A 22,962-nucleotide genomic window follows, 5' to 3' on the forward strand; every position below is an offset into this window, starting at 1 on the left:
GGAAGGCGGCGCGCGGCGCGTGGGATGGGGAGAGGGACGCGAAGTCAGGAGGACGGGCGACACACGCAGCCCGCGTAGCGGACGAGGTCCATGTGGACCCTCCGCCACAGGCGTACACAGGTGTCGATCACGGTCCGGAGTACACCACGACCCCGGACGGCGATTCAACTCACCGTCACCATGTGGACCTCATGGCCACGGGCCAACCCATGCGCACCATGCGGACCATGAGGACTCGATGTGGCCACAGCGCGTCACACGAGGGGCCGACCCGCCCGGCACCCGTCGGCTCAGCGCGACCCGGCTCCGGCGTCGGCCCGGGCCCCGGTGCCGTTCGCCGCCGTCGCCGGGCCGCCCACCACCGCCTGCGCCGCCGCGTACAGGTCGGCCGGGCGGACCCCACTCAGCGCCGTGACGAGGTGGCCGTCGGGCCGCACCAGCAGCACGGTGTGGGCCGCAGCCCCCGGATAGCTCTCTGCGACCAGTAGTTCGGCCTGGTGCGGCAGCGCGGACACCGCCGCCACGAGCCTAGGCATGATCCCCGCGGACATCCAGTGCCGACGCTCCCACACCCCCGTGCCCGGCGCGATCAGCACCACCAGCAGCGCGCCCCGGCCGAGCCGGTCCCGCAGCCGTACGAAGGTGCCGTCCTCCGCCGTGACCCGCACGTCCACCACGGGCGCCCCGCGCGGAGTGTCGACCGGGACGTCGCCCTCGAGCGGCTCGGGTGTGAGCGGCGAGTCGGCGTACGCTCCGGGCGAGCCCACCGCCCCCTGCCCCAGATGACCGTCGGTCAGCAGCGCGTCGTGGCCGCGCGCCGAGCCGGGGACGTACGAGCGCAGACCTCCACCGCCGCGCAGCAACGGCAGGGCCTGGTCGGCGGCGCGCAGCCGCGCGGCGACGACCGCCCGCCGCTCGGTCTGGTAGCTGTCGAGCAGCGCCTCGTGCGGGCCGTGGTGCCAGGCGAGCGCCAGCTTCCAGGCGAGGTTGTCGGCGTCGCGCAGTCCCTCGTCCAGCCCCTGCGTGCCGAGCGCGCCGAGCAGATGGGCGGCATCCCCGGCGAGGAACACGCGGTCGGCACGCCAGCGCCGGGCCAGCCGGTGGTGGACGGTGTGGACGCCGGTGTCCAGCAGGTCGTAGGGCGGGGTCGGGCCGTCGGCCCAGCCGGCGAGGGTCTCCCGGATGCGGGCCAGCAGCATCTCCGGAGTGACGAGTTCCTTGCCCGGCGGCAGCAGCCAGTCCAGGCGCCACACGCCGTCCGGCAGCGGGCGGGCGGTGATCTCCCCGGCGGAGGGTCCGGAGGTCCGCCACGGCGGCGTCCGGTGCAGCAGTGCCTCGTCGCCCCAGGGGAGCTCCGTGCGCAGCGCGGCCACGGCGTGACGTTCCACCGCCGTACGGCCGGGGAAGCGGATGTCCTGCAGCTTGCGCACGGTCGAGCGGGGACCGTCGCAGCCGACCAGATAGCTGCCCCGCCACCAGGTGCCCTCGGGACCGCGGGTGTGGGCCGTGACGCCCGAGGGTTCCTGTTCGAGCGAGTCCAGACGACTGTCCACGGCGATCTTGACGAGCCGTTCGCCGGCGAGGGCGGCGCGCAGCGCGTGGGTCAGGACGTGCTGGGCGATGTGCACAGGAGCGGGTACGGCGTCGTCGAAGACGACCTCGCGGATCACCTGCTTGCGCCGCATCGACCGCCATCCGGCCCAACGGGTGCCGGCCTGCGCGAGCGGTGCACCGGTCAGCCGTTCCAGCAGGGCGGCGGTGTCCTCGCGCAGCACGACGGTGCGTGCCGGACGCGTTTCCTCCTTGCCCGGCCCCTCGTCGAGGACCACGCAGGGCACCTCCTGACGCGCCAGCGCCAGGGCGAGCGTGAGCCCGACGGGCCCCGCACCGACGATGATCACCGGGTCCACGGCGCGGCGCCCCCTGCTCGAAGTGACGTCCGGAGGGACGTGAGGGAACAGAAAGATGGAGCAGGGTGCACGATCACAGAACGTATGCAACCTATTGCCGGTGCTTGCGTCAAGTGACCGGTGGACAGTGGCGATCATGGGGCGGTGCGGGGCGTGCCACACCAGATGACTGGTCGTCACCCGGGCCCGGTCGGCGCCGGAACGCCACGACCGCACCACTGATGGGTGACCGTCCCTGGAACATGACTGCGGCCCGCCGTTCGTTCGGCGGGCCGCAGTCATGGCGTGCGGAAGGTGCACGGCAGGAAGGGCGTCAGACGACGTCCCCGTCCGTCTTGTGGGTACCCCCGACCTCGGCCGCGTTGAGCTCGTCGATCTCCCCGGCGCCGACCACGGCACCCGTGCTGCGCTTGCTGCGGCGCAGCCGCGCCTCCAGCCACGAGGCGAAGGAGGTGAGGATGAAGTTGAGGACGATGAAGACGACCGCCACCACGATGAAGCTGGGGATGACGTTCGCGTAGTTGGCCGCGAGCGTGCTGCGGGAGTTGAGCAGCTCGGTGAAACCGAGCATCACGCCGCCGAGCGCGGTGTCCTTCACGATGACGACGAGCTGACTGACGATCGCGGGAAGCATGGCGGTGACCGCCTGCGGCAGCAGGACGCTCCGCATCGTCTGGCCCTTGCGCAGGCCGATCGCCATGGCGGCCTCCGACTGCCCCTTGGGCAGCGACAGAATGCCGGCGCGCACGATCTCGGCGAGGACCGAGGCGTTGTAGAGCACCAGGCCCGTGACGACCGCGTACAGGGGACGGTCCTCACTGGGTACGTTCGTGTAGCGGACGTAGAACTCGGCGGCGAACAGCATCAGCAGCAGCACCGGGATCGCCCGGAAGAACTCGACCACGGCACCGGCGGGCACCCGTACCCAAGTGTGGTCGGACAGGCGCGCGATCCCGAGGACCGCACCGAGCGGCAGGGCGATGACCATGGAGAGGGCCGCGGCCTTCAGAGTGTTGGCCAGTCCCGGCAGCAGGTACGTCGTCCACGCCTGCGACGTGGTGAAGGGCTTCCACAAGGACCACTGGAGCTGACCCTTGTCGTCCATCACCTGCCAGACCCACCACAGCAGCAGGGCCAGCAGAAGGAAGAAGACGACCGAGAAGAGCAGGTTGCGCCGCTTGGCCTTCGGGCCGGGGGCGTCGTAGAGAACAGAAGTCATCGCTTCACCGCCAGGCGCTTGCTGAGCCAACCGAGGATCAGGCCGGTGGGCAGGGTCAGGACCACGAACCCGAAGGCGAAGATCGCGCCGATGAGCAGCACCTGGGCCTCGTTCTCGATCATCTCCTTCATCAGGAGCGCGGCCTCCGCCACGCCGATCGTGGCCGCCACGGTGGTGTTCTTGGTCAGTGCGATCAGCACGTTGGCCAGCGGCCCGATGACGGAGCGGAACGCCTGCGGCAGCACCACGAGCCTGAGCACCTGGCCGAAGCTCAGCCCGATGGCCCGGGCGGCCTCCGCCTGCCCGACGGGCACGGTGTTGATGCCGGAGCGGATCGCCTCGCAGACGAAGGCCGCGGTGTAGGCGACGAGGCCGAGCACGGCCAGCCGGAAGTACTTGAGGTCGAAGTCGTCCGTCGCCCCCATCGTCACACCGAAGATGTCGGCGAGGCCGAGCGAGGTGAAGACGATGATCACGGTCAAGGGGGTGTTCCGGACGATGTTCACATAGGCGGTGCCGAAACCGCGCATCAGGGGTACGGGGCTGACCCGCATGGCCGCCAGCAGCGTGCCCCAGACCAGGGAACCGATGGCCGAGAAGACGGTGAGCTGCACCGTGACCCAGAAAGCGCCCAGCAGGGACGGGTCGTCATAGTCTGAAAGAAAGTCGAACACGATCTCCCGCGCTTCCGGGTGTGTGGCGTACGTGGCGGACGTGGCGCGCCGCCGCCGGAGAAGCGATGGGCGGCGGCGCGTCTGCGGATCCCCGCGCGGACGCGGGGATCCTGCGTCGGCGGAGTCCCGCGTTACTGGACGATCTGGCCGATCTTCGGGGCCGGCTCGTTCTTGTAGTTGGCCGGGCCGAAGTTCTCCGTGACGGCCTTGTCCCAGGTCTTGTCGCCGACCATCTTCTCGAGCGCGGCGTTGATCTTGTTGACGAGTTCGGTGTCGCCCTTCTTCACACCGATGCCGTAGTTCTCGTTGCTGAGCTTGAGACCGGCGAGCTTGAACTGACCCTTGTACTGGTCCTGCGCGGCATAGCCGGCAAGGATCGAGTCGTCGGTGGTCAGCGCGTCCACAGCGCCGCTCTGCAGAGCCGAGAGGCACTCCGAGTAGCCACCGCGCTGAGTCAGCTGCGCCTTCGGCGCGAAGTCGTTCTTGACGTTCTGCGCCGAGGTCGAGCCCGTGACGGAGCACAGCTTCTTGTCGTTCAGGTCCGTGGCCTCGGTGATGTCCGAGTCCTTCTTGACCAGCAGGTCCTGGTGGGCCAGCAGGTACGGGCCGGCGAAGTCGACCTTCTGCTTGCGCTCGTCGGTGATCGAGTAGGTCGCCGCGATGAACTTCACGTCGCCCCGGGAGAGCGCGTTCTCACGGTCGGCGCTCTTGGTCTCGACCCACTCGATCTGGTCGGGCTGGTAGCCGAGCTCCTTGGCCACGTAGGTCGCCACGTCCACGTCGAAGCCGGAGAAGGAACCGTCCGGCTCCTTCAGGCCGAGACCCGGCTGGTCGTACTTGATGCCGATCTTGATCTTGTCGCCGCCACCGGAGCCGGAACCGGTGTCCTTGTCGCCGCCGTCGTCACCGCCGCAGGCGGTCGCGGTGAGGGCGAGGACGAGAGCGGTGGCGGCCGCGGCGGAGACCTTGCGGAACTTCATGGTGAACATCCTTTGCCGTGAAAGAGATGAGCCGTCGGAGCGGGTTGCGCGGGGCGTCGCGGGGGCGCGACGTGCGCCGTCAGTGGTGAAGGATCTTGGACAGGAAGTCCTTGGCCCGGTCGCTGCGCGGATTGCTGAAGAACTGGTCGGGCGCAGCCTCCTCGACGATGCGGCCGTCCGCCATGAACACCACGCGATTTGCGGCCGATCGTGCGAACCCCATCTCATGGGTGACGACGATCATGGTCATACCGTCGCGGGCCAGCTGCTGCATGACCTCCAGGACCTCGTTGATCATCTCCGGGTCGAGTGCCGACGTCGGCTCGTCGAAGAGCATGACCTTGGGTTCCATCGCCAGCGCCCGGGCGATGGCGACACGCTGCTGCTGCCCGCCGGAGAGCTGCGCGGGGTACTTCTCGGCCTGCGCGGCCACGCCGACCCGGTCGAGGAGGGCACGGGCCCGCTCCTCGGCCTGCTTCTTGTCCTTCCTGCGGACCTTGATCTGGCCCAGCGTCACGTTCTCGAGCACTGTCTTGTGCGCGAAGAGGTTGAAGGACTGGAAGACCATCCCGACGTCGGCCCGCAGCCGGGCGAGCTCCTTGCCCTCGTGCGGCAGCGGCTTGCCGTCGATCAGGATGGACCCGGAGTCGATCGTCTCCAGGCGGTTGATGGTGCGGCACAGGGTGGACTTCCCGGACCCGGACGGTCCGATGACCACGACGACCTCGCCGCGGGCGATCGTCAGGTCGATGTCCTGGAGTACGTGCAACGCGCCGAAGTGCTTGTTGACGCTCTTCAGGACGACCAGGTCGCCGGTCGCGGCCAGATCTTCCTTGGCCACCGATACTTTGGTCATCGCTCTCAGGCTCCGTCCTCCTCGGTTTCGGAGGACAGTAGTGATCCTCCGGACCTGCGTCATTACATCTGAGGGGAATCTGAGCATCACGATCCGATAGCAATCGGACACGTGTCGTAGCACTTGTGAGCAGCGGATATTTCGGCGGGGTAACGGTACTCGAGAGCAACCGGAACCCTCTTGACGCCGTCCTCATCCATCGGCGTCACTGCACAGTGCACGCGCGCGTGCACGCGTTTTCGTACACACAGAGATCGTACGGCCGATGAACCGAAGGGGGCCCGGATGAGACTGCTCCTCGTCGAGGACGACAACCACGTCGCCGCCGCCCTGTCGGCGGTCCTGGCGCGGCATGGTTTCGACGTCACCCACGCGCGCAGCGGCGAGGAAGCGCTCCAGGCGCTCGTCCCCGAGGGCAATGGGTTCGGCGTCGTCCTGCTCGACCTGGGCCTGCCCGACCAGGACGGCTACGAGGTCTGCGGGAAGATCCGCAAACGCACCAGCACCCCGGTGATCATGGTCACCGCCCGCTCCGACGTCCGCTCCCGCATCCACGGCCTCAACCTGGGTGCCGACGACTACGTGGTGAAGCCCTACGACACCGGGGAACTGCTCGCCCGGATCCACGCGGTCAGCCGGCGCACCGTGCAGGAGGAGGCCCCCGGCGGCGAGGACGAGCTGCGCCTCGGCGCCGTACGGATCGAGCTGCCGACCCGCCAGGTCAGCGTGAACGGTTCGGTCGTCCAACTGACCCGCAAGGAATTCGACCTGCTTGCCCTGCTTGCCCAGCGGCCCGGCGTCGTCTTCCGCCGCGAGCAGATCATCAGCGAGGTCTGGCGCACCAGCTGGGAGGGGACCGGCCGCACCCTGGAGGTGCACGTCGCCTCGCTGCGTGCGAAGCTGCGCATGCCCGCCCTCATCGAGACCGTACGCGGGGTCGGCTACCGGCTCGTCGCGCCCGCGGCGTAGCGGGGCCGGGTGCGCACACGTCTGCTTCCGCTGCTCATCGTCCTGATGGCGGCCGTGCTGCTCGCCCTCGGCGTGCCGCTCGCCGTCAGCCTGGCCGGCGCGCAGCAGCAGAAGGTCGTGGTCGACCGGATCGACGACACGGCACGCTTCGCCGCCCTCGCCCAGTTCGTCAGCGAGCCGTCCGACCCGTCCGGCGCGGACATCAACGAGCGCCGCGAGACACTCCGCAGCGAACTGCGCAGCTACCACGAGGTCTACGGCATCCGGGCGGGCGTCTTCTACCGCAACGACGTGCCCATGGCCCACGCGCCGGACGACTGGTTCCTGCCGAACTCCGGCGAGGTGCGCGACGCCTTCCAGGAGGCGCTGCTCAGCCGCCGCAGCCACGACCCGCAGCAGGTGTGGCCCTGGCAGCGACGCAGTCTCGTGGTGGCCTCACCGGTCATCCGGGACGGTGACGTGGTCGCGGTCGTCGTCACCGACTCGCCCACCGGGCCGATGCGCTCGCGCATCCTCGAGGGCTGGCTGGTCATCGGCGCGGGCGAGGCCGCCGCGATGCTGCTGGCCGTGGGCGCGGCCCTGCGGCTGACCGGCTGGGTGCTGCGGCCCGTGCGGATCCTGGACGCCACGACCCACGACATCGCCACCGGGCGGCTGAAGTCCCGGGTGGCTGCGGCGGGCGGGCCGCCGGAACTCAGACGGCTCGCCCGGTCGTTCAACGAGATGGCGGACAACGTGGAGAACGTGCTGGAGCAGCAGCGCGCCTTCGTCGCCGACGCCTCGCACCAATTGCGCAACCCGCTCTCGGCGCTGCTGCTGCGCATCGAACTCCTCGCCCTGGAGCTGCCCGAGGGCAACGAGGAGATCGCCTCCGTCCAGGCCGAGGGCAAGCGCCTGGCGCAGGTGCTGGACGACCTGCTCGACCTGGCGCTGGCCGAGCACAGTGAGGCCCACCTCCAGGTCACCGACATCGGCGCGCTGGCCGCCGAACGCGTGGCGGCCTGGTCGCCGACGGCCGGGGCCAAGCGGGTACGCCTGGTCGGCACCTGCCCGCCGACCACGGCATGGGCCGACCCAGTGGCGTTGTCGAGCGCCCTGGACGCGGTGATCGACAATGCCGTGAAGTTCACACCCGAGGGCGAGACCGTCGAGGTGTCGGTGGCGTCCAACGGCGAGACCTCGACCGTCGTCGTCACCGACAACGGTCCCGGCCTGACCGACGAGGAGCTGGCCCGCGTGGGCGACCGCTTCTGGCGCAGCGGCCGGCACCAGAACGTCAAGGGTTCCGGCCTCGGCCTGTCCATCTCCCGGGCCCTGCTCGCCGCGGGCGGCGGCTCCATCGCGTACGACCACCACGAACCGCACGGGTTGAAGGTGACGGTGACAGTACCGAGGAGCGCGTCCTCCACGGCGTGAGGCGTCCGTCGGTCACGGCTTCACGGACCGGTAGTACCGGCGGGCCCCCTCGTGCAGCTGGAGCGGGTCGGTGTAGATCGCGGTACGGACGTCGACGAGCTGGGCGGAGTGGACGTGGGCCCCGATGCCGTCCCGGCTCTTGAGCACGATGCGGGTCAGCCACTCAGTGAGCCGGGGATCCGCGTCCGCGCGGGTGATCAGCAGGTTGGACACCGCCAGGGTCGGCACGGTCGAGCCGTGCTGGCTGCCGGGATAGGCCGACTCCGGCATGTCGGTCGCCCGGTAGTAGCGCGTGGCCCCGCCGTCCTGGTGCAGCTCGGCGACGAGCTCGGCCTGGATCGGCACGAACCGCAGCCTCGCGTCCTCGGTGAGCGTCTTCAGCCCGTCCGTGGGCAGCCCGCCCGACCAGAAGAAGGCGTCCAGACCGCGTCCCAGCCGCCCGGGTCCGACGTCGATGCCGTCCGAGGAGGGGGTGATGTCCTTCTCCGGATCGATGCCTGCCGCCCGGAGGACACGGTTGGCGATGAGCCGCACACCCGACTTCGGCGGCCCTATGGCCACCCGCTTGCCGCGGAGGTCCGCCACGGATCGGATGTCCGAGTCCGGCGGCACGACGAGCTGCACGTAGTCGTCGTACAGCCGGGCCACCCCGCGCAGCCGGTCCGCGCCCGGCCGGTCGGCGAGCCGGTACGTCTCCACCGCGTCGGCCGCGGCGATCGCGAAGTCGGCCTGCCCGGTCGCCACGCGCCGCACGTTCTCCTGCGACCCGTCGCTCGTCTTCAGCCGCACGTCGAGGTCGGGCATGTGGGTGCGCAGCGATGCGCGCAGAAGCTCGCCGTACTTCTGGTAGACCCCCGCACGGGTGCCCGTGCTGAGGGTGACCGTCCCGCCGGGTGGCCCCTCGCCCCAGGGCGCCAGCCACCACACCAGGAGCCCGAGCGCCACGAATGCGGCGACCGCGCCCCGCAGGGCACGGTGCCCGGCGACACGGGACAGCACGTTGGACATGTGCGCGATCCTGCCAGCCCGCGGACCCGCCTGACCAGGGAGGGGGCTCACGGCACGGCACGCCCGCGCGGGCCGCGGGGGCGTGAGCGACGGGCCGGGAGGATGCCGAAGGAGGGCCGGGAGGGTGCCGGAGCCGGGCCGGGAGGGTGTCGGAGGCGGCGGCTACAGTCGCCGCATGACCCCATCGCCCGCCGACCTGGTCCGTGCGTTCCACCTCGCCTTCGGCCTCGACGCCCGCGACGTACCGTCCGAGGTCTCCCCGGACCTCGCCGCCCACCGGAGCGAACTGCTCGCGGAGGAGGCGGCCGAGGTCGCCGAGGTGTCGGTGCGGGGTCCGCTCGACCGGCTCGCGCACGAACTGGCCGACGTCGTCTACGTGGCCTACGGCACGGCACTCGTCCACGGCATCGACCTCGACCAGGTCATCGCCGAGATCCACCGTTCCAACATGACCAAGCTGGGCCCCGACGGAAGCGTCGCCCGCCGGGCCGACGGCAAGGTCCTGAAGGGCGACCACTACGAGGCCCCGGACGTGGCGGCGGTGCTGCGGCGCCAGGGGTGGGTGCCGCAGCGGGAGGCGTGAGTCGTGGCTCCCGGGGGCTGCGGGCGGATGCGTCCGGCGGCCGGGCCCACGTCCGGGACCGCCTACCCTGTATGCCATGAGCAGCATCGACCGGAGCCAGTCAGTGGGCGGCACGCGCACCTACGAAGTACGCACCTACGGGTGCCAGATGAACGTCCACGACTCCGAGCGATTGGCCGGGCTGCTGGAGGATGCGGGCTACGTCCGTGCCCCCGAGGGCTCCGACGGTGACGCGGACGTCGTCGTCTTCAACACCTGCGCCGTGCGCGAGAACGCCGACAACAAGCTGTACGGCAACCTCGGCCACCTCGCCCCGAAGAAGGCGCAGCGCCCCGGCATGCAGATCGCGGTCGGCGGCTGCCTCGCGCAGAAGGACCGCGACACCATCGTGAAGCGGGCCCCCTGGGTGGACGTCGTCTTCGGCACGCACAACATCGGCAAGCTGCCGGTGCTCCTGGAGCGCGCCCGCGTGCAGGAGGAGGCGCAGGTCGAGATCGCCGAGTCGCTGGAGGCGTTCCCCTCCACGCTGCCGACCCGGCGCGAGAGCGCGTACGCGGCCTGGGTGTCCATCTCCGTGGGCTGCAACAACACCTGCACCTTCTGCATCGTCCCCGCGCTGCGCGGCAAGGAGAAGGACCGCCGCCCCGGCGACATCCTCGCCGAGATCGAGGCCCTGGTCGCCGAGGGTGTCTCCGAGATCACCCTGCTCGGCCAGAACGTCAACGCCTACGGCTCCGACATCGGCGACCGCGAGGCGTTCAGCAAGCTGCTGCGGGCCTGCGGGAGGATCGAGGGCCTGGAGCGCGTCCGCTTCACCTCGCCGCACCCGCGCGACTTCACCGACGACGTCGTCGCTGCCATGGCCGAGACGCCCAACGTGATGCCGCAGCTCCACATGCCGCTCCAGTCCGGTTCGGACACGGTCCTGAAGGCGATGCGCCGCTCCTACCGGCAGGAGCGCTACCTCGGGATCATCGAGAAGGTCCGTGCCGCCATCCCGCACGCGGCGATCAGCACCGACATCATCGTGGGCTTCCCCGGCGAGACCGAGGAGGACTTCGAGCAGACCCTGCACGTGGTGCGGGAGGCCCGCTTCGCGCAGGCGTTCACCTTCCAGTACTCCAAGCGTCCCGGCACCCCGGCCGCCGAGATGGACGGCCAGATCCCCAAGAAGGTCGTCCAGGAGCGCTACGAGCGCCTGGTCGCCCTCCAGGAGGAAATCTCCTGGGAGGAGAACAAGAAGCAGGTCGGCCGCACGCTGGAGCTGATGGTCGCCGAGGGCGAGGGCCGCAAGGACGACACCACCCACCGCCTCTCCGGCCGGGCCCCCGACAACCGGCTGGTCCACTTCACCAAGCCGGAGCAGGAGGTGCGCCCCGGCGACGTGGTCACGGTCGAGATCACGTACGCGGCCCCGCACCACCTCCTCGCGGAAGGGGCGGTGCTGGACGTGCGCCGTACCCGCGCGGGCGACGCATGGGAGAGGCGCAGCGCCGAGAAGGCGGCGCAGCCGGCGGGCGTGCTGCTCGGCCTGCCGAAGATCGGCGCCCCCGCACCGCTGCCCGCCACGGCGAGCGCCTGCGGCTGCGACTGACGCCAGACCACGGGCGACGGCACGGCGTGCCGAGCCGGCGACCGGGCCCGGGCCCGATCCGCACGGGCGGTGCGGACCCGGGCCATGTGGGGCCGGCCGGCGCCCGCCCGGGAGCTACGCTGCCGATCATGCTTGTCGCCGCCGCCGTCTGCCCCTGTCCGCCGCTCCTCGTGCCCGAGGTCGCCGCGGGTGCCGCACCCGAGCTGGACGCCGCCCGTGCCGCCTGTACGGACGCGCTCGGTGTTCTCGCCGCCTCCCGGCCCGACCTGCTGGTGGTCGTCGGACCCATGGAAGGCGCCGGGCCCGAGCGCTTCCCGGAGGGCACCGCGGGGTCCTTCCGGGGCTTCGGCGTCGACCTCGGGGTGCGGCTGGGGCGGGACACCGGAAGGGCCCGCACGTGGGAGCTGCCGTACGGGCTCTCCGTCGGCGCCCGTCTGCTGGAGCGGACCGGGTGGGCCGATGCCCCGATCGAGGGACTCGGCGTCGGGGAACCACTGGAGGCCGAACGGTGCGTCGCAGAAGGACGGAGCGCCGCCGCGCGGGCGCAGCGGGTGGCGATGCTGGTCATGGGGGACGCCAGTGCGTGCCGCACGCTGAAGGCCCCGGGCTACCTCGACGAGCGCGCGGCGCCGTTCGACGCGGGAATCGCCCGCGCGTTGGAGGCGGTGGACACGGCGGCCCTGAGCGCGCTGGACAGGAGACTGGCGCGTGAGCTGAAGGTCTCCGGCGCGGCCCCCTGGCAGGTCCTCGCGGGGGCGGCCGGTGACACGGCCCTGCGGGGCGCGTTGCTGTACGAGGACGCACCGTACGGCGTGGGCTACCTCGTGGCCACCTGGTCGTAGACCGCGCCGGTACCAGGGAGTTCGGCGGACGGCCGGGAGCGTCCTGCTCCACGGCCGTCCGCCGATGTGTCCCTCAGGAAGTGGGCGGTGGCCCGGCCGGCGGTGTGGTGCCGCCCGCGCCCGGCCCGGTGCCGCCCGCGCCCGGCCCGGTGCCGCCCGCGCCCGGCCCGGTGTCGTCCCTGTGCGCGAGCCGGTCCATGGCCTGCTTGGCCTTGCCCGTGCCCGACTGGATCCTGTCGCTGTACTTGTGCTTGGTGCGGTCGTCGACGGCCTTCGCCGCCTTGTCCAAGCCGTGCTGGATCTTGCCCCCGTGCTGCTGCGCGAGGTCCGAGACCTTGCCCTTGGCGGGGCCCAGCTTGGCCTTCAGATTGTCCAGGAGACCCATGGTTCACCTTCCCTCGCGGGCACTACGTGCGGGCGCCGTCGCCCGCCCCGCTGTCCGCCGCCGCGTCGGAGGACTGCTGCCTGGGGATCTCGACGCTGCCGTCGCCGGCGACCGCGCCCGTCTCCTTCGCCGCCGGCTCGCCGGTCTGCGACCCCTCGCCCGACTCCTTCGTCGTCGCCGTCCCGGCCACCTCGGCCGCCTCTCGCGCCGCCCCGGGCCGGGCCGCTGTCCCGTCGGCCCGAGCGCCTGAAGCCTCCTCGGACCCGGGTGCCGCAGCAGTCTCGTCCCCGGCGACCTGGGCCTCGGCGGTCCGCGCCTCCTCCGTGGCCTTCGACCTCCGCAGAAGTCGTGCAAAAACGCCCATATCCACTCCATAGGTTACTCGTGCGGGCGAAATCCCGCGCAGCCCGGTGCGTTCGTTTGCGCGGACCGGGTCACCGCCCTCGCGATCGGGCGGCAGGGACCTCGCAACGGGCAACGACCCCGCGTCGGCCGCGTCACGTAACTCGTTCGGGGGCAGGGGCTGCGGTTTGGGAGACTGGTCCGGTGAGCAGCGCGCCCCCCGCCCCCCGTGTCATCGCCGTCGTCGGCCCCACCGCAGCCGGAAAGTCCGATCTGGGCGTCTTCCTGGCCCAGCAGCTCGGCGGTGAGGTCGTCAACGCCGACTCCATGCAGCTGTACCGAGGGATGGACATCGGCACCGCCAAGCTGACGCCCGAGGAGCGCGGCGGCGTACCGCACCACCTGCTGGACATCTGGGACGTGAGCGTGACGGCGTCCGTCGCCGAGTACCAGCGCCTGGCCCGGCAGCGCATCGACGCACTGCTCGCCGACGGGCGCTGGCCGATCCTGGTCGGCGGCTCCGGCCTGTACGTACGCGGTGCCGTCGACAACCTCGAGTTCCCGGGCACCGACCCCGAGGTCAGGGCGCGGCTCGAGGAGGAGCTCACGCTGCGCGGACCCGGCGCGCTGCACGCCCGTCTCGCCGCCGCCGACCCCGAGGCCGCGCGGGCCATCCTCCCGAGCAACGGCCGCCGTATCGTCCGGGCGCTCGAAGTGATCGAGATCACCGGACGGCCCTTCACCGCCCACCTCCCCGGCCACGACTCGGTCTACGACACCCTCCAGATCGGTGTCGACGTCGCCCGTCCGGAGCTGGACGAGCGCATCGCGCGACGGGTCGACCGGATGTGGCAGGCGGGTCTCGTCGACGAGGTGCGCGCACTGGAGGCGCAGGGGTTGCGCGAGGGGCGTACGGCCTCGCGCGCCCTCGGCTACCAGCAGGTGCTCGCGGCGCTCGCCGGGGAGTGCACGCTCGAGGAGGCGCGGGCCGAGACCGTCCGTGCCACCAAGCGCTTCGCGCGCCGTCAGGATTCATGGTTCAGACGGGATCCCCGGGTGCACTGGTTGAGTGGGGCCGTGGCGGACCTCCGGGAACTTCCGCGGCTCGCGCTGTCGTTGGTCGAACGACCGGTTACAGCCTGATCACGTCATGGCATCGGGACGCCCAGGCCGCCGTCCGGGCCTGTGGCGCCGTGCCATCATCAAGCTTCGATCGACCAGTGGAGTCCTAGTTGGGAGGGCGCGTGGCGATGGAGGCCGGCCCTCGCGACACCGCACATGGCACCGAGCACCTCACCACCGAGCGGGGTGCCCCGGAGCAGGAGACCGACCGTCTCAGCCCCGACGGGCCCGAGGAGACACAGGGCGGTGTGACCGACGACGGCCCCGAGCCGGACGAGATGTTCTCGCACGGCGACGAGGTCGAGGTCGATCTGCGCCCGCAGCGCCGCCTGCGCATCTGGCAGCTCGCGCCCATCGTGGGCCTCGCCGCGGTCGGCTCCCTGATGTTCGCCTTCCCGCTCGCCTTCGACTTCGGGGACAGCGGTGCGGTGATCGCCATGCTCGGCCTGCTGATCTGCTCCTGCGCGGCCGGCTGGGGCATGATGGCCGCCCGCCGGGTGGGCTACTCCCTGCCCGGCCTGCCGCCCCGCGGTTCGGGACGCAGACCCGACTGGCGGCTCGTGATCGCCTACGCCGTGATGGTCGCCGCGGTGGTGGCCCTGGCCGTCTGGCGGGTCGCCCGGCTCCGCTGAGCCCCGCCGAGCGGTTCACCGCCGCGCCGGGCTCCGTGCGCTTCACCGGGCGCGCGGGGTTGTCGTCGCCACCCCGTACGATCGAGGAATGAGCACGCGGATCGCCTTCCTCAAGGGCCACGGCACCGAGAACGACTTCGTGATCGTCCCGGACCCCGAGAACGCCGTCGACCTCCCCCCAACAGCCGTCGCCGCCCTGTGCGACCGCCGCGCCGGCATCGGCGGCGACGGGCTGCTGCACGTCGTGCGGTCCGCGAACCACCCCGACGCCCGGCACATGGCGGACGAGGCCGAGTGGTTCATGGACTACCGCAACGGCGACGGATCGGTCGCCGAGATGTGCGGGAACGGAGTGCGTGTGTTCGCGCGCTATCTCCAGCGCGCGGGCCATGTGGCCGAGGGAGACATCGCGGTCGCCACCCGCGGGGGAGTGAAGAGCGTGCACCTCGCCAAGGACGGTGACGTCACCGTCGGTATGGGCAGGGCGCGCCTCCCCGAGGGCGAGGTCACCGTGAGCGTCGGCGAGCGAAGCTGGCCCGCGCGCAACGTGAACATGGGCAACCCGCACGCCGTGGCCTTCGTGGACGACCTCGGCCACGCCGGCGACCTGTCCGAGCCGCCCCCGTACAGCCCCGCATCCGCCTACCCGGACGGCGTGAACGTGGAGTTCGTGGTGGACCGCGGCCCGCGTCACGTGGCCCTGCGGGTGCACGAGCGCGGCGCCGGGGAGACCCGCTCCTGCGGCACCGGCGCCTGCGCGGTCGCCGTGGCCACGGCCCGCCGCGACGGCGCGGACCCGGCCGTCACCGGCACCCCGGTGACGTACACGGTGGACGTGCCAGGTGGCACCCTCGTGATCACCGAGCGGCCCGACGGCGAGATCGAGATGACCGGCCCCGCGGTGATCGTCGCCGAGGGCCAGATCGAGGTGGAGTGGCTGGAGGGCGTGGTCCGTTGAGGGCCGCGGGGCCTTGGCATCCCAGCCCGGACGGGGGCCTGCGGTGGCGTCCGCGGGCCCGGGGAACCGGATAGGGCTTCGAGATCACGGCGAACCCCCGGCGAGGTGGCGTGAAACCGCCTCTGGACAGACCTTCGCTCGAATGGGTGATCCGTTTCACGCTCGACGAGAGGCGGTCGGCCGCACGTGCTGGGCTCGGTAGCATCAAGCACCGGCCCGGACGGGGGACGCACACCGCCCCCTGAGCCCGAGTCCGCCCTGGGGCACCCCGTCCGCCGGTCCACGCAGCCGGAGGTGCCCATGAACGCGGAGGCCGTGAATCCTGCGACCGACGGCCCTGTGACATCAGCGCACGCGACCCCCACAGGGACCCGCAGGAAGGCCCGCCCCCGGCTCGACCTGCGCCGGCTCGGCCGGGCCGCGCTGCTCGGCCCCACCGGCCGCGGCCGGCTGCCCGACGCCATCGGTCACGTCGTCGAGGCCCATCGCGCGCACCACCCCGACGCCGACCTCGAACCGCTGCGCCGCGCCTATCTGTTGGCCGAGTCCTCGCACCGCGGCCAGATGCGCAAGAGCGGCGAGCCGTACATCACGCATCCCCTCGCCGTGACCCTCATCCTCGCCGAACTCGGGGCCGAGACCACGACGTTGACGGCCTCCCTGCTCCACGACACCGTCGAAGACACGGAGGTGACACTGGATCAGGTCGGCGAACAGTTCGGTGAGGAGGTCCGCTACCTCGTCGACGGCGTCACCAAGCTGGAGAAGGTCGACTACGGCGCCGCCGCCGAGCCGGAGACCTTCCGCAAGATGCTCGTCGCCACCGGCAACGACGTCCGCGTGATGTCCATCAAACTCGCCGACCGGCTGCACAACATGCGCACCCTCGGCGTCATGCGCCCCGAGAAGCAGGAGCGCATCGCCAAGGTGACCCGTGACGTCCTCATCCCGCTCGCCGAACGGCTCGGCGTGCAGGCCCTCAAGACGGAGCTGGAGGACCTGGTCTTCGCGATCCTGCACCCCGACGAGTACGAGCACACACGAGAGTTGATCGCCCGCAACGCGGCCCGCGCGGACGACCCGCTCGCCGATGTCGCCGACGAGGTGGGCAAGGTGCTGCGCGAGACCGACATCCCAGCCGAAGTCCACATCCGGCCGCGCCACTTCGTCTCCGTCCACCGTGTGTCCCGCAAACGGGGCTCCCTGCGCGGCGCCGACTTCGGCCGGGTGCTGGTCCTGGTGAACGAGGACGCCGACTGCTACGGCGTCCTGGGCGAACTGCACACCTGTATGACGCCCGTCGTCTCGGAGTTCAAGGACTTCATCGCCGTACCCAAGTTCAATCTGTACCAATCGCTGCACACCGCAGTGGCCCGCGTCGACGGCCAGGTCGTCGAGGTCCTCATCCGCACCCACCAGATGCACCGGGTCGCCGAGGCCGGTGTCGTCGCGCTCGGCAATCCGTACGCCGCCCCGCCGGAGGAGCAGTCCGCGAGCGACGGCGAACGCGTCGACCCCACCCGGCCCGGCTGGCTCTCCCGGCTCCTCGAGTGGCAGCGGGCCGCGCCCGATCCGGACACCTTCTGGTCCACGCTGCGCGAGGACCTCGCCCAGGACCGCGAGATCACCGTCTTCCGTCCCGACGGCGGCACCCTGGGCCTGCCCGACGGAGCCACCTGCGTGGACGCGGCCTACGCGCAGTACGGCGAGGACGCGCACGCGTGCATCGGCGCCCGCGTGAACGGGCGGCTGGCGACGCTGAGCACCGTTCTCAAGGACGGTGACACCATCCAGCTCCTTATGGGTCAGGACCCGGCCTCCGAGCCGTCCCGGGAGTGGCTGGAGCACGCCCACACGCCCGCGGCCCGCATCGCCATCCAGCGGTGGCTGGCCACCCACCCAAGCCCGGGCGAAGCGCCGGGCGACGCCCCCGAGCCCGCCGGTGGACCGGCCGCACCACAGGCGCCAGGGACCGGTGAGGCCCGGGCGACGGCCGCTGACCGTCCCCCGGCCGCCCAGGTCCTGGTCGACCGGCCCGGCGCCACCGTACGGCTCGCCCGCTGCTGTACGCCCGTACCGCCCGACGAGGTCACCGGCTTCGCCGTGCGCGGGGGAGCGGTCACGGTGCACCGGGTCGAGTGCGCGGCGGTCGCGCGGATGAAGGACGCCGGGCGCGCCGAGGTCGACGTGCGCTGGGGGGAGGGGGCGGAGTGCCGGGTCACGCTCGTCGCCGAATCGTTCGTCCGTCCCCACCTGCTGGCCGATCTCACGGAGGCCATGGCCGTCGAGGGCGCCGAGATCGTGTCGGCGACCGTCGAGCCCCCGGACCAGCAGCAGGTGCGGCACACGTACACCGTGCAGCTCCCGGACGCCGCCCACCTGCCCGCGCTGATGCGCGCCATGCGCAACGTCGCCGGCGTGTACGACGTCCGCCGTGCCCGGACCTCGGACGCCTGACCGGTGCGACCACCGGGGGACGCCACCCGCGCGTCCCTCACGGGCGGCTCCGCCGTACGCGCCGAGGGCGGACGGGCGCCGCGCCGCTCTCCCGCGCCCCGGCACGGGACCGACCCCTCCGTGCCGCCGCCCCCATCGACGCCCGGACGACCACCGCGGATGCCCGGCCACCCGGACCGGAGGGCCACGGCACCGTCAGCCGCGCCGCGCATCGCCCCGGCCGGAACCGGGCAATAACACGGTGACGAGACGGGTCGTACCGTGCGACCATCGTCGGGATCGCACAACAGGGGACACGGGAATCTCCCGGGGTACCCGTGCGTTGTGCACAGTGACGGACCGGATGCCGCGGAGTGCTCCGCGGCGCCTGACGAGGCCGTGAGGCCCCGCTCCGTCGCCGCAGACGGTTTCCCAACGACGTAAGGACCCAATGACCTCCTCTTCTTCCCCTTCCCAGGACACCAAGCGCCTCGCGCAGACCTATCCCGAGGGCCTTCGGGCCGATGCCCTGATGGAAGAGGACGTCGCCTGGAGCCTCGAGATCGACGGAGAGCGGGACGGCGACCAGTTCGACCGCTCCGAGCGCGCGGCCCTGCGTCGCGTCGCGGGCCTCTCCACCGAGCTCGAGGACGTCACCGAGGTCGAGTACCGGCAGCTCCGCCTGGAGCGGGTCGTGCTCGTCGGAGTGTGGACCTCGGGAACCGTGCAGGACGCGGAGAACTCCCTCGCGGAGCTCGCCGCCCTCGCGGAGACGGCGGGCGCCCTCGTGCTCGACGGCGTGATCCAGCGCCGCGACAAGCCCGACGCGGCCACCTACATCGGCTCCGGCAAGGCCGAGGAGCTGCGTGACATCGTGCTCGACACGGGCGCCGACACCGTCATCTGCGACGGTGAGCTCAGCCCGGGCCAGCTCATCCACCTCGAGGACGTCGTCAAGGTCAAGGTCATCGACCGTACGGCCCTGATCCTCGACATCTTCGCCCAGCACGCCAAGTCCCGAGAGGGCAAGGCGCAGGTCGCGCTCGCGCAGATGCAGTACATGCTGCCGCGGCTGCGGGGCTGGGGTCAGTCGCTGTCCCGGCAGATGGGCGGCGGCAAGGGCGGCGGCCTCGCCACCCGTGGTCCCGGTGAGACCAAGATCGAGACGGACCGGCGACGGATCCGCGAGAAGATGGCGAAGATGCGCCGGGAGATCGCGGAGATGAAGACCGGCCGCGAGATCAAGCGCCAGGAGCGCCGGCGCAACAAGGTGCCGTCCGTCGCCATCGCGGGCTACACCAACGCCGGCAAGTCCTCGCTGCTCAACCGCCTCACGGGAGCGGGCGTGCTGGTCGAGAACGCCCTCTTCGCGACCCTCGACCCGACCGTGCGCCGGGCCGAGACGCCGAGCGGACGGCTGTACACGCTGGCCGACACGGTCGGCTTCGTCCGGCACCTGCCGCACCACCTGGTGGAGGCGTTCCGCTCCACGATGGAGGAAGTCGGCGACGCCGACTTGATCCTGCACGTGGTCGACGGTTCGCACCCCGTCCCGGAGGAGCAGCTGGCCGCCGTGCGCGAGGTGATCAGGGACGTCGGCGCCACCGACGTGCCGGAGATCGTCGTCATCAACAAGGCCGACGCGGCCGACCCGCTCACCCTCCAGCGGCTGCTGCGGGTGGAGAAGCACTCCATCGCGGTCTCGGCCCGCACCGGCCACGGCATCCAGGAGCTGCTCGCTCTCATCGACAGCGAGCTGCCCCGCCCCTCGGTGGAGATCGAGGCGCTGGTGCCGTACACCCACGGCAAGCTGGTCGCGCGTGCCCACGACGAGGGCGAGGTGATCTCCGAGGAGCACACCCCGGAAGGAACCCTGCTCAAGGTGCGGGTGCACGAGGAACTGGCGGCGGAACTCATGCCGTACGTCCCGACGCCCGCCGGCTGACCCCTCCGGTCCGGCGACACGGGTGAAGCCCCGCCCCCCGCCTCACGGCGGGGGGCGGGGCTTCCGCCTGAGCAGAGGACGGTGAGGGCAGGTCACCGGCCGGGGTCACTCACCGCCGTACGTCTGGCTCATGTTCTGGTAGAGCGCCTCGGCGTCCTCACCCAGCTGGGGACCGGCGAGCCAGGTGTTGTCCGACGGGCCGATGGAGGTGTTGGACACCAGCACGGTCTCGCCGTCGACCACCCGGAACCAGCCGCCACCGGACGAGCCGCCCGTCATGGTGCAGCCGATGCGGTACATCGTCGGCAGGCCGGAGCTGAGCGAGAACCGGCCGGGAGCATCGACGCACTTGAACATCCGCAGGCCGTTGTAGGGCGGTGCCGCAGGGTAGCCCCAGGCGCCCATCTGCCCCGCCTCGGCCGCAGACGGGGCGGAGAAGTCGACCTCCAGCGCCGCGCCGACCGTCTCCTCCAGGGACTTGCCGCCCTGCTCCGGCGTCACGTGCAGCACGGCGAAGTCGTACGCGGCTCCCGCACCGCCGGACTGCGAGCCACCCTCGATCCAGCCGTTGGAGGTCGAGGCCCAGTCCGCCCACCAGTTGCCGTAGGGGGCGATCTCGGAGGGGTCCGCGCTGCCCAGGTCGGCCTCGGACTTGCCGAGGTCGTTGTAGGCCGGGACGAACACCAGGTTGCGGTACCAGCCGCCCTGGCTGCCCGCGTGCACACAGTGGCCGGCCGTCCAGACCAGATTGGACCTGCCGGGGTTGTTCACATCCTTGATGACCGTGCCGGAGCAGACGGCCGGACCCTCGGGCGAATCGAAGAAGACCTTGCCGACCGGGGCCGCGTTGTCGTGGTACGGCGTCTGCTCGGCCTGTGCGTCGACCGGGGCCGGAGCCGGGTCGCTCACCCCTTGGGAGGCCTCCGCGTCCTTGACCGAGACGGTCTTCTCGGCCTCCTCGGCGGACCGCATCCGCTCGGGCTTCCACAGGCCCTCGATGACCGGATTGACGAAGTCCTTGGCCTCACTGAGCCATGTGTCCTTGTCCCAGTCCTTCCAGCCGCCGTCCTTCCACTGGTCGACGTCGATGCCGTGCTCCTCGAGACGGTCCGCGATGTCGGCCGGGATCGCGACCTTGCCCGCACCGTTGTCGGCGGCCTGCGAGGTGCTTGCGTCGGGCTTGTCGCTCGCCCTGTCCTTCTCGGAACCGCCGCAGGCGGTGGCCGTGAGCGTCAGAGCGGCCGCCAGGCCGGTGGCGACGACGACGGTACGACGTCCACGCCGGCGTGGAGCGGGCATGGGTAGGGAACGCATGGTGCTGTGACCCCCCGTTGAATAAATGCCGTGTGAAACCAGTGAAGGGCGTGCCGCGTCGATGCCCTGCCGGGCCGGCTCGAGGAGTGTGCGGTGGATGGTTCCGGTGGTGTTCGAGGCACCCGGGCCGCCTCCTCGGCCCGGGCCCGTGTGCGCGGCGGCACGCGGGCCCGGGGCCTCCGGTCACTGACCGGCGAACTTCTCGCTGACCGCGTCGTAGACGCCCTTGGCTTCCCCACCCAGTCGCGGACCGGCCAGCCAGCCGGATGTCACCGGGCCGATCGAGGTGTTGGACACCAGGGCCGGCTTGCCGTCCGAGCCCGTGGCGATCCAGCCGCCCCCCGACGACCCGGCGGTCATGCTGCACCCGATGCGGTACATCGTCGGGTCGGACGCGGCGATCGACAGCCGTCCCGGCTTGTCCTCGCAGCGGTACAGCGTCTGCCCGTCATAGGGCGGCGCGGCCGGGTATCCGATGGCCGTCATGCTCTCGGTCTGCTGCACCGCCGGGGCCTTGAAGTCCACCGGAAGCGCCGAACCGACCGTCTCCTCCAGCGACTTGCCCTCGCTGCCCTTCTCCGGCGTCACATGGATGACGGCGAAGTCGTACGCGGCGCCGTCCCCGCCCGTGGCGCCGCCCTGCTCGATCCACTGGTCCGAGGTCTGCGCCCAGTCACCCCACCAGACGCCGTAGGGAGCGACCTCCTCCTTCGTGGCGGTCTCGAGTTCCTGGGCCGACTTGCCCGCGTCGTTGTACGACGGCACGAAGGCGATGTTGCGGTACCAGCCGCCCTTCTTGCCCGCGTGCACGCAGTGGCCCGCCGTCCACACCATGTTGGACTTGCCAGGGTTCGCCGGGTCCTGCACGACCGTGGCCGAGCAGACCATGGTGCCCTCGGGCGAGTCGAAGAACACCTTGCCCGCCGTGGGGGCGTTGGCGTGGTACGACGGCGGCACCGTCTGCGCCTGCACCGGCTGCGGCGTGGGATCGGTCACGCCCTGGTCACCGGAGATGTCGCTGTCGTCGACACCCTGATCGGGCTCCTCGGCCTCCCGCATGCGATCCGGGTCCCACAGGTCCTCGATGATCGGGTTGATGAACTCGTTGGCCTCGCGCAGCCAGTCGTCCTTGCTCCAGTCCTTCCAGGCCCCGTTCTTCCACTTGTCCAGATCGATCCCGTGCTCCTTGAGCCGGTCCTTGATGTCGTCCGGGATCTTGAGCTTGCCGTCGTCGGCGGCAGCGGTCGCGGAGGGTTCGGCGCTCGCGTCGGTGTCGCCCGACTGACAGGCGGTGGCGGTGAGCGCCAGCACGGAGGCCAGCGCGACGGCGGTCAGAGCGGGGGAGGTCGTGCGCCGCGCCCTCCCCCCTCTGCGGGCGGTGGACGACGGCCGTATGGATCGCATGATCTGACTCCCCCTGATGTGGACGAACGTGGTGCTGAGCCGCGGCCCCGCACCGAACTCACCCGGAGTCCGGCGGTTTTCACGGCCTTGGGAACGGCCCACACACTATGCGTTCGCTGTCGGCGACAACCGACGGAACGGCAACGGTTCCGTCACGGCAAGGATCTTGAGGCAACCCGTAACCCCGTGAGCCGAACGGGGTTGGTAGCGGTGGGGGGCCCGCTGTCTGCGTGCGGCCACTCCAAGCGGGGTCGGTGGGCGGACAGCGGAGGACGGAGAACAGTGGCGGAATCCACACACGGGGGGCGCGCGACGAGACGGACTCCGGGGAGCACTGCGACCGGTGGCGTGACCGAGGGCCGTACGTCCGGAC

General features: G+C 71.4%; 21 protein-coding genes. 10 read left to right on the forward strand and 11 right to left on the reverse strand.

Annotated elements, in window-relative coordinates:
• Positions 1-44 precede the first annotated feature (44 nt).
• The 6 genes from ACFYOV_RS07835 to ACFYOV_RS07860 all read right to left on the reverse strand — a co-directional run bounded on the left by ACFYOV_RS07835 (position 45) and on the right by ACFYOV_RS07860 (position 5,639).
• A complete protein-coding gene (locus ACFYOV_RS07835) occupies positions 45-92 on the reverse strand; it encodes a hypothetical protein (RefSeq protein ID WP_387543268.1) in 48 nt (15 codons plus the stop codon).
• Positions 93-290: 198 nt separating this feature from the next.
• Positions 291-1,910, reverse strand: a complete 1,620-nt coding sequence (locus tag ACFYOV_RS07840; RefSeq protein ID WP_389084207.1) for an FAD-dependent monooxygenase — start codon at positions 1,908-1,910, stop codon at positions 291-293.
• A gap of 313 nt (positions 1,911-2,223) precedes the next feature.
• The gene (locus ACFYOV_RS07845) at positions 2,224-3,129 is read right to left on the reverse strand and encodes an amino acid ABC transporter permease (protein ID WP_389084210.1); all 906 of its coding nucleotides are present in this window, start codon (positions 3,127-3,129) and stop codon (positions 2,224-2,226) included.
• Positions 3,126-3,803 carry an amino acid ABC transporter permease gene (locus tag ACFYOV_RS07850; protein ID WP_389084212.1) on the reverse strand — a complete coding sequence of 226 codons (678 nt, stop codon included), beginning with the start codon at positions 3,801-3,803 and terminating at the stop codon, positions 3,126-3,128. The genes ACFYOV_RS07845 and ACFYOV_RS07850 overlap by 4 nt, the downstream gene beginning before the upstream one ends.
• Before the next feature lie 131 nt (positions 3,804-3,934).
• Positions 3,935-4,783: a glutamate ABC transporter substrate-binding protein gene (locus ACFYOV_RS07855; RefSeq protein ID WP_389084215.1), complete on the reverse strand. Its 849-nt coding sequence runs from the start codon at positions 4,781-4,783 to the stop codon at positions 3,935-3,937.
• A gap of 79 nt (positions 4,784-4,862) precedes the next feature.
• Positions 4,863-5,639 carry an amino acid ABC transporter ATP-binding protein gene (locus ACFYOV_RS07860; RefSeq protein WP_389084217.1) on the reverse strand — a complete coding sequence of 259 codons (777 nt, stop codon included), beginning with the start codon at positions 5,637-5,639 and terminating at the stop codon, positions 4,863-4,865.
• Between the two features lie 285 nt (positions 5,640-5,924).
• On the opposite strand from ACFYOV_RS07860, the gene ACFYOV_RS07865 reads away from it, so the two are divergent.
• Together ACFYOV_RS07865 and ACFYOV_RS07870 are read left to right on the forward strand one after the other, a co-directional pair.
• The gene (locus ACFYOV_RS07865) at positions 5,925-6,608 is read left to right on the forward strand and encodes a response regulator transcription factor (RefSeq protein WP_389084220.1); all 684 of its coding nucleotides are present in this window, start codon (positions 5,925-5,927) and stop codon (positions 6,606-6,608) included.
• A gap of 9 nt (positions 6,609-6,617) precedes the next feature.
• A complete protein-coding gene (locus tag ACFYOV_RS07870; RefSeq protein WP_389084222.1) occupies positions 6,618-8,024 on the forward strand; it encodes an ATP-binding protein in 1,407 nt (468 codons plus the stop codon).
• A gap of 12 nt (positions 8,025-8,036) precedes the next feature.
• Here the strand turns inward: ACFYOV_RS07870 and ACFYOV_RS07875 are convergent, their stop codons facing one another.
• Positions 8,037-9,032: a TAXI family TRAP transporter solute-binding subunit gene (locus tag ACFYOV_RS07875; RefSeq protein WP_389084225.1), complete on the reverse strand. Its 996-nt coding sequence runs from the start codon at positions 9,030-9,032 to the stop codon at positions 8,037-8,039.
• Between the two features lie 175 nt (positions 9,033-9,207).
• On the opposite strand from ACFYOV_RS07875, the gene ACFYOV_RS07880 reads away from it, so the two are divergent.
• From ACFYOV_RS07880 to ACFYOV_RS07890, 3 genes are all read left to right on the forward strand, one after another.
• Positions 9,208-9,615, forward strand: a complete 408-nt coding sequence (locus tag ACFYOV_RS07880) for a MazG nucleotide pyrophosphohydrolase domain-containing protein (RefSeq protein ID WP_389084228.1) — start codon at positions 9,208-9,210, stop codon at positions 9,613-9,615.
• 76 nt (positions 9,616-9,691) lie between these two features.
• The gene (miaB, locus tag ACFYOV_RS07885) at positions 9,692-11,209 is read left to right on the forward strand and encodes a tRNA (N6-isopentenyl adenosine(37)-C2)-methylthiotransferase MiaB (protein WP_389084230.1); all 1,518 of its coding nucleotides are present in this window, start codon (positions 9,692-9,694) and stop codon (positions 11,207-11,209) included.
• Positions 11,210-11,337: 128 nt separating this feature from the next.
• Positions 11,338-12,051, forward strand: a complete 714-nt coding sequence (locus tag ACFYOV_RS07890) for a class III extradiol dioxygenase subunit B-like domain-containing protein (protein WP_389084233.1) — start codon at positions 11,338-11,340, stop codon at positions 12,049-12,051.
• A gap of 73 nt (positions 12,052-12,124) precedes the next feature.
• Here ACFYOV_RS07890 and ACFYOV_RS07895 read toward each other — a convergent pair whose 3' ends face one another.
• Positions 12,125-12,436, reverse strand: coding sequence for an antitoxin (locus ACFYOV_RS07895; protein WP_389084235.1), 312 nt, complete (start codon positions 12,434-12,436; stop codon positions 12,125-12,127).
• Positions 12,437-12,458: 22 nt separating this feature from the next.
• Complete coding sequence (locus ACFYOV_RS07900; RefSeq protein ID WP_389084237.1) at positions 12,459-12,800, reverse strand: hypothetical protein; 342 nt, start codon at positions 12,798-12,800, stop codon at positions 12,459-12,461.
• Between the two features lie 182 nt (positions 12,801-12,982).
• On the opposite strand from ACFYOV_RS07900, the gene miaA reads away from it, so the two are divergent.
• From miaA to hflX, 5 genes are all read left to right on the forward strand, one after another.
• Complete coding sequence (gene miaA / locus ACFYOV_RS07905; protein WP_389084239.1) at positions 12,983-13,921, forward strand: tRNA (adenosine(37)-N6)-dimethylallyltransferase MiaA; 939 nt, start codon at positions 12,983-12,985, stop codon at positions 13,919-13,921.
• A gap of 107 nt (positions 13,922-14,028) precedes the next feature.
• On the forward strand, positions 14,029-14,532 hold the full coding sequence (locus tag ACFYOV_RS07910; RefSeq protein ID WP_389085584.1) for a hypothetical protein: 504 nt from the start codon (positions 14,029-14,031) through the stop codon (positions 14,530-14,532).
• 88 nt (positions 14,533-14,620) lie between these two features.
• Positions 14,621-15,490 (forward strand): diaminopimelate epimerase, encoded by an 870-nt coding sequence (gene dapF / locus ACFYOV_RS07915; protein ID WP_389084242.1) that lies wholly within the window; start codon positions 14,621-14,623, stop codon positions 15,488-15,490.
• A gap of 300 nt (positions 15,491-15,790) precedes the next feature.
• Positions 15,791-17,947: a RelA/SpoT family protein gene (locus tag ACFYOV_RS07920; RefSeq protein WP_389084245.1), complete on the forward strand. Its 2,157-nt coding sequence runs from the start codon at positions 15,791-15,793 to the stop codon at positions 17,945-17,947.
• Between the two features lie 430 nt (positions 17,948-18,377).
• Positions 18,378-19,871, forward strand: coding sequence for a GTPase HflX (hflX, locus tag ACFYOV_RS07925; RefSeq protein WP_389084247.1), 1,494 nt, complete (start codon positions 18,378-18,380; stop codon positions 19,869-19,871).
• Between the two features lie 105 nt (positions 19,872-19,976).
• Here the strand turns inward: hflX and ACFYOV_RS07930 are convergent, their stop codons facing one another.
• Positions 19,977-21,185, reverse strand: coding sequence for a trypsin-like serine peptidase (locus ACFYOV_RS07930; RefSeq protein WP_389084250.1), 1,209 nt, complete (start codon positions 21,183-21,185; stop codon positions 19,977-19,979).
• A 183-nt stretch (positions 21,186-21,368) separates the two neighbouring features.
• Positions 21,369-22,589, reverse strand: a complete 1,221-nt coding sequence (locus ACFYOV_RS07935; RefSeq protein WP_389084252.1) for a trypsin-like serine peptidase — start codon at positions 22,587-22,589, stop codon at positions 21,369-21,371.
• Positions 22,590-22,962 lie beyond the last annotated feature (373 nt).

The organism is Streptomyces sp. NPDC005931, assembly GCF_042871235.1.
Taxonomy (GTDB): Bacteria; Actinomycetota; Actinomycetes; order Streptomycetales; family Streptomycetaceae; genus Streptomyces.

Bases quoted from the DNA above. Each gene is read 5' to 3' on its own strand.
- ACFYOV_RS07845 (WP_389084210.1), bottom strand. From the start codon at position 3,129: ATGACTTCTGTTCTCTACGACGCCCCCGGCCCGAAGGCCAAGCGGCGC.
- ACFYOV_RS07855 (WP_389084215.1), bottom strand. From the start codon at position 4,783: ATGAAGTTCCGCAAGGTCTCCGCCGCGGCCGCCACCGCTCTCGTCCTC.
- ACFYOV_RS07860 (WP_389084217.1), bottom strand. From the start codon at position 5,639: ATGACCAAAGTATCGGTGGCCAAGGAAGATCTGGCCGCGACCGGCGAC.
- ACFYOV_RS07865 (WP_389084220.1), top strand. From the start codon at position 5,925: ATGAGACTGCTCCTCGTCGAGGACGACAACCACGTCGCCGCCGCCCTG.
- ACFYOV_RS07875 (WP_389084225.1), bottom strand. From the start codon at position 9,032: ATGTCCAACGTGCTGTCCCGTGTCGCCGGGCACCGTGCCCTGCGGGGC.
- ACFYOV_RS07880 (WP_389084228.1), top strand. From the start codon at position 9,208: ATGACCCCATCGCCCGCCGACCTGGTCCGTGCGTTCCACCTCGCCTTC.
- miaB (WP_389084230.1), top strand. From the start codon at position 9,692: ATGAGCAGCATCGACCGGAGCCAGTCAGTGGGCGGCACGCGCACCTAC.
- ACFYOV_RS07890 (WP_389084233.1), top strand. From the start codon at position 11,338: ATGCTTGTCGCCGCCGCCGTCTGCCCCTGTCCGCCGCTCCTCGTGCCC.
- ACFYOV_RS07895 (WP_389084235.1), bottom strand. From the start codon at position 12,436: ATGGGTCTCCTGGACAATCTGAAGGCCAAGCTGGGCCCCGCCAAGGGC.
- ACFYOV_RS07900 (WP_389084237.1), bottom strand. From the start codon at position 12,800: ATGGGCGTTTTTGCACGACTTCTGCGGAGGTCGAAGGCCACGGAGGAG.
- ACFYOV_RS07910 (WP_389085584.1), top strand. From the start codon at position 14,029: ATGGAGGCCGGCCCTCGCGACACCGCACATGGCACCGAGCACCTCACC.
- dapF (WP_389084242.1), top strand. From the start codon at position 14,621: ATGAGCACGCGGATCGCCTTCCTCAAGGGCCACGGCACCGAGAACGAC.
- ACFYOV_RS07920 (WP_389084245.1), top strand. From the start codon at position 15,791: ATGAACGCGGAGGCCGTGAATCCTGCGACCGACGGCCCTGTGACATCA.
- hflX (WP_389084247.1), top strand. From the start codon at position 18,378: ATGACCTCCTCTTCTTCCCCTTCCCAGGACACCAAGCGCCTCGCGCAG.
- ACFYOV_RS07930 (WP_389084250.1), bottom strand. From the start codon at position 21,185: ATGCGTTCCCTACCCATGCCCGCTCCACGCCGGCGTGGACGTCGTACC.
- ACFYOV_RS07935 (WP_389084252.1), bottom strand. From the start codon at position 22,589: ATGCGATCCATACGGCCGTCGTCCACCGCCCGCAGAGGGGGGAGGGCG.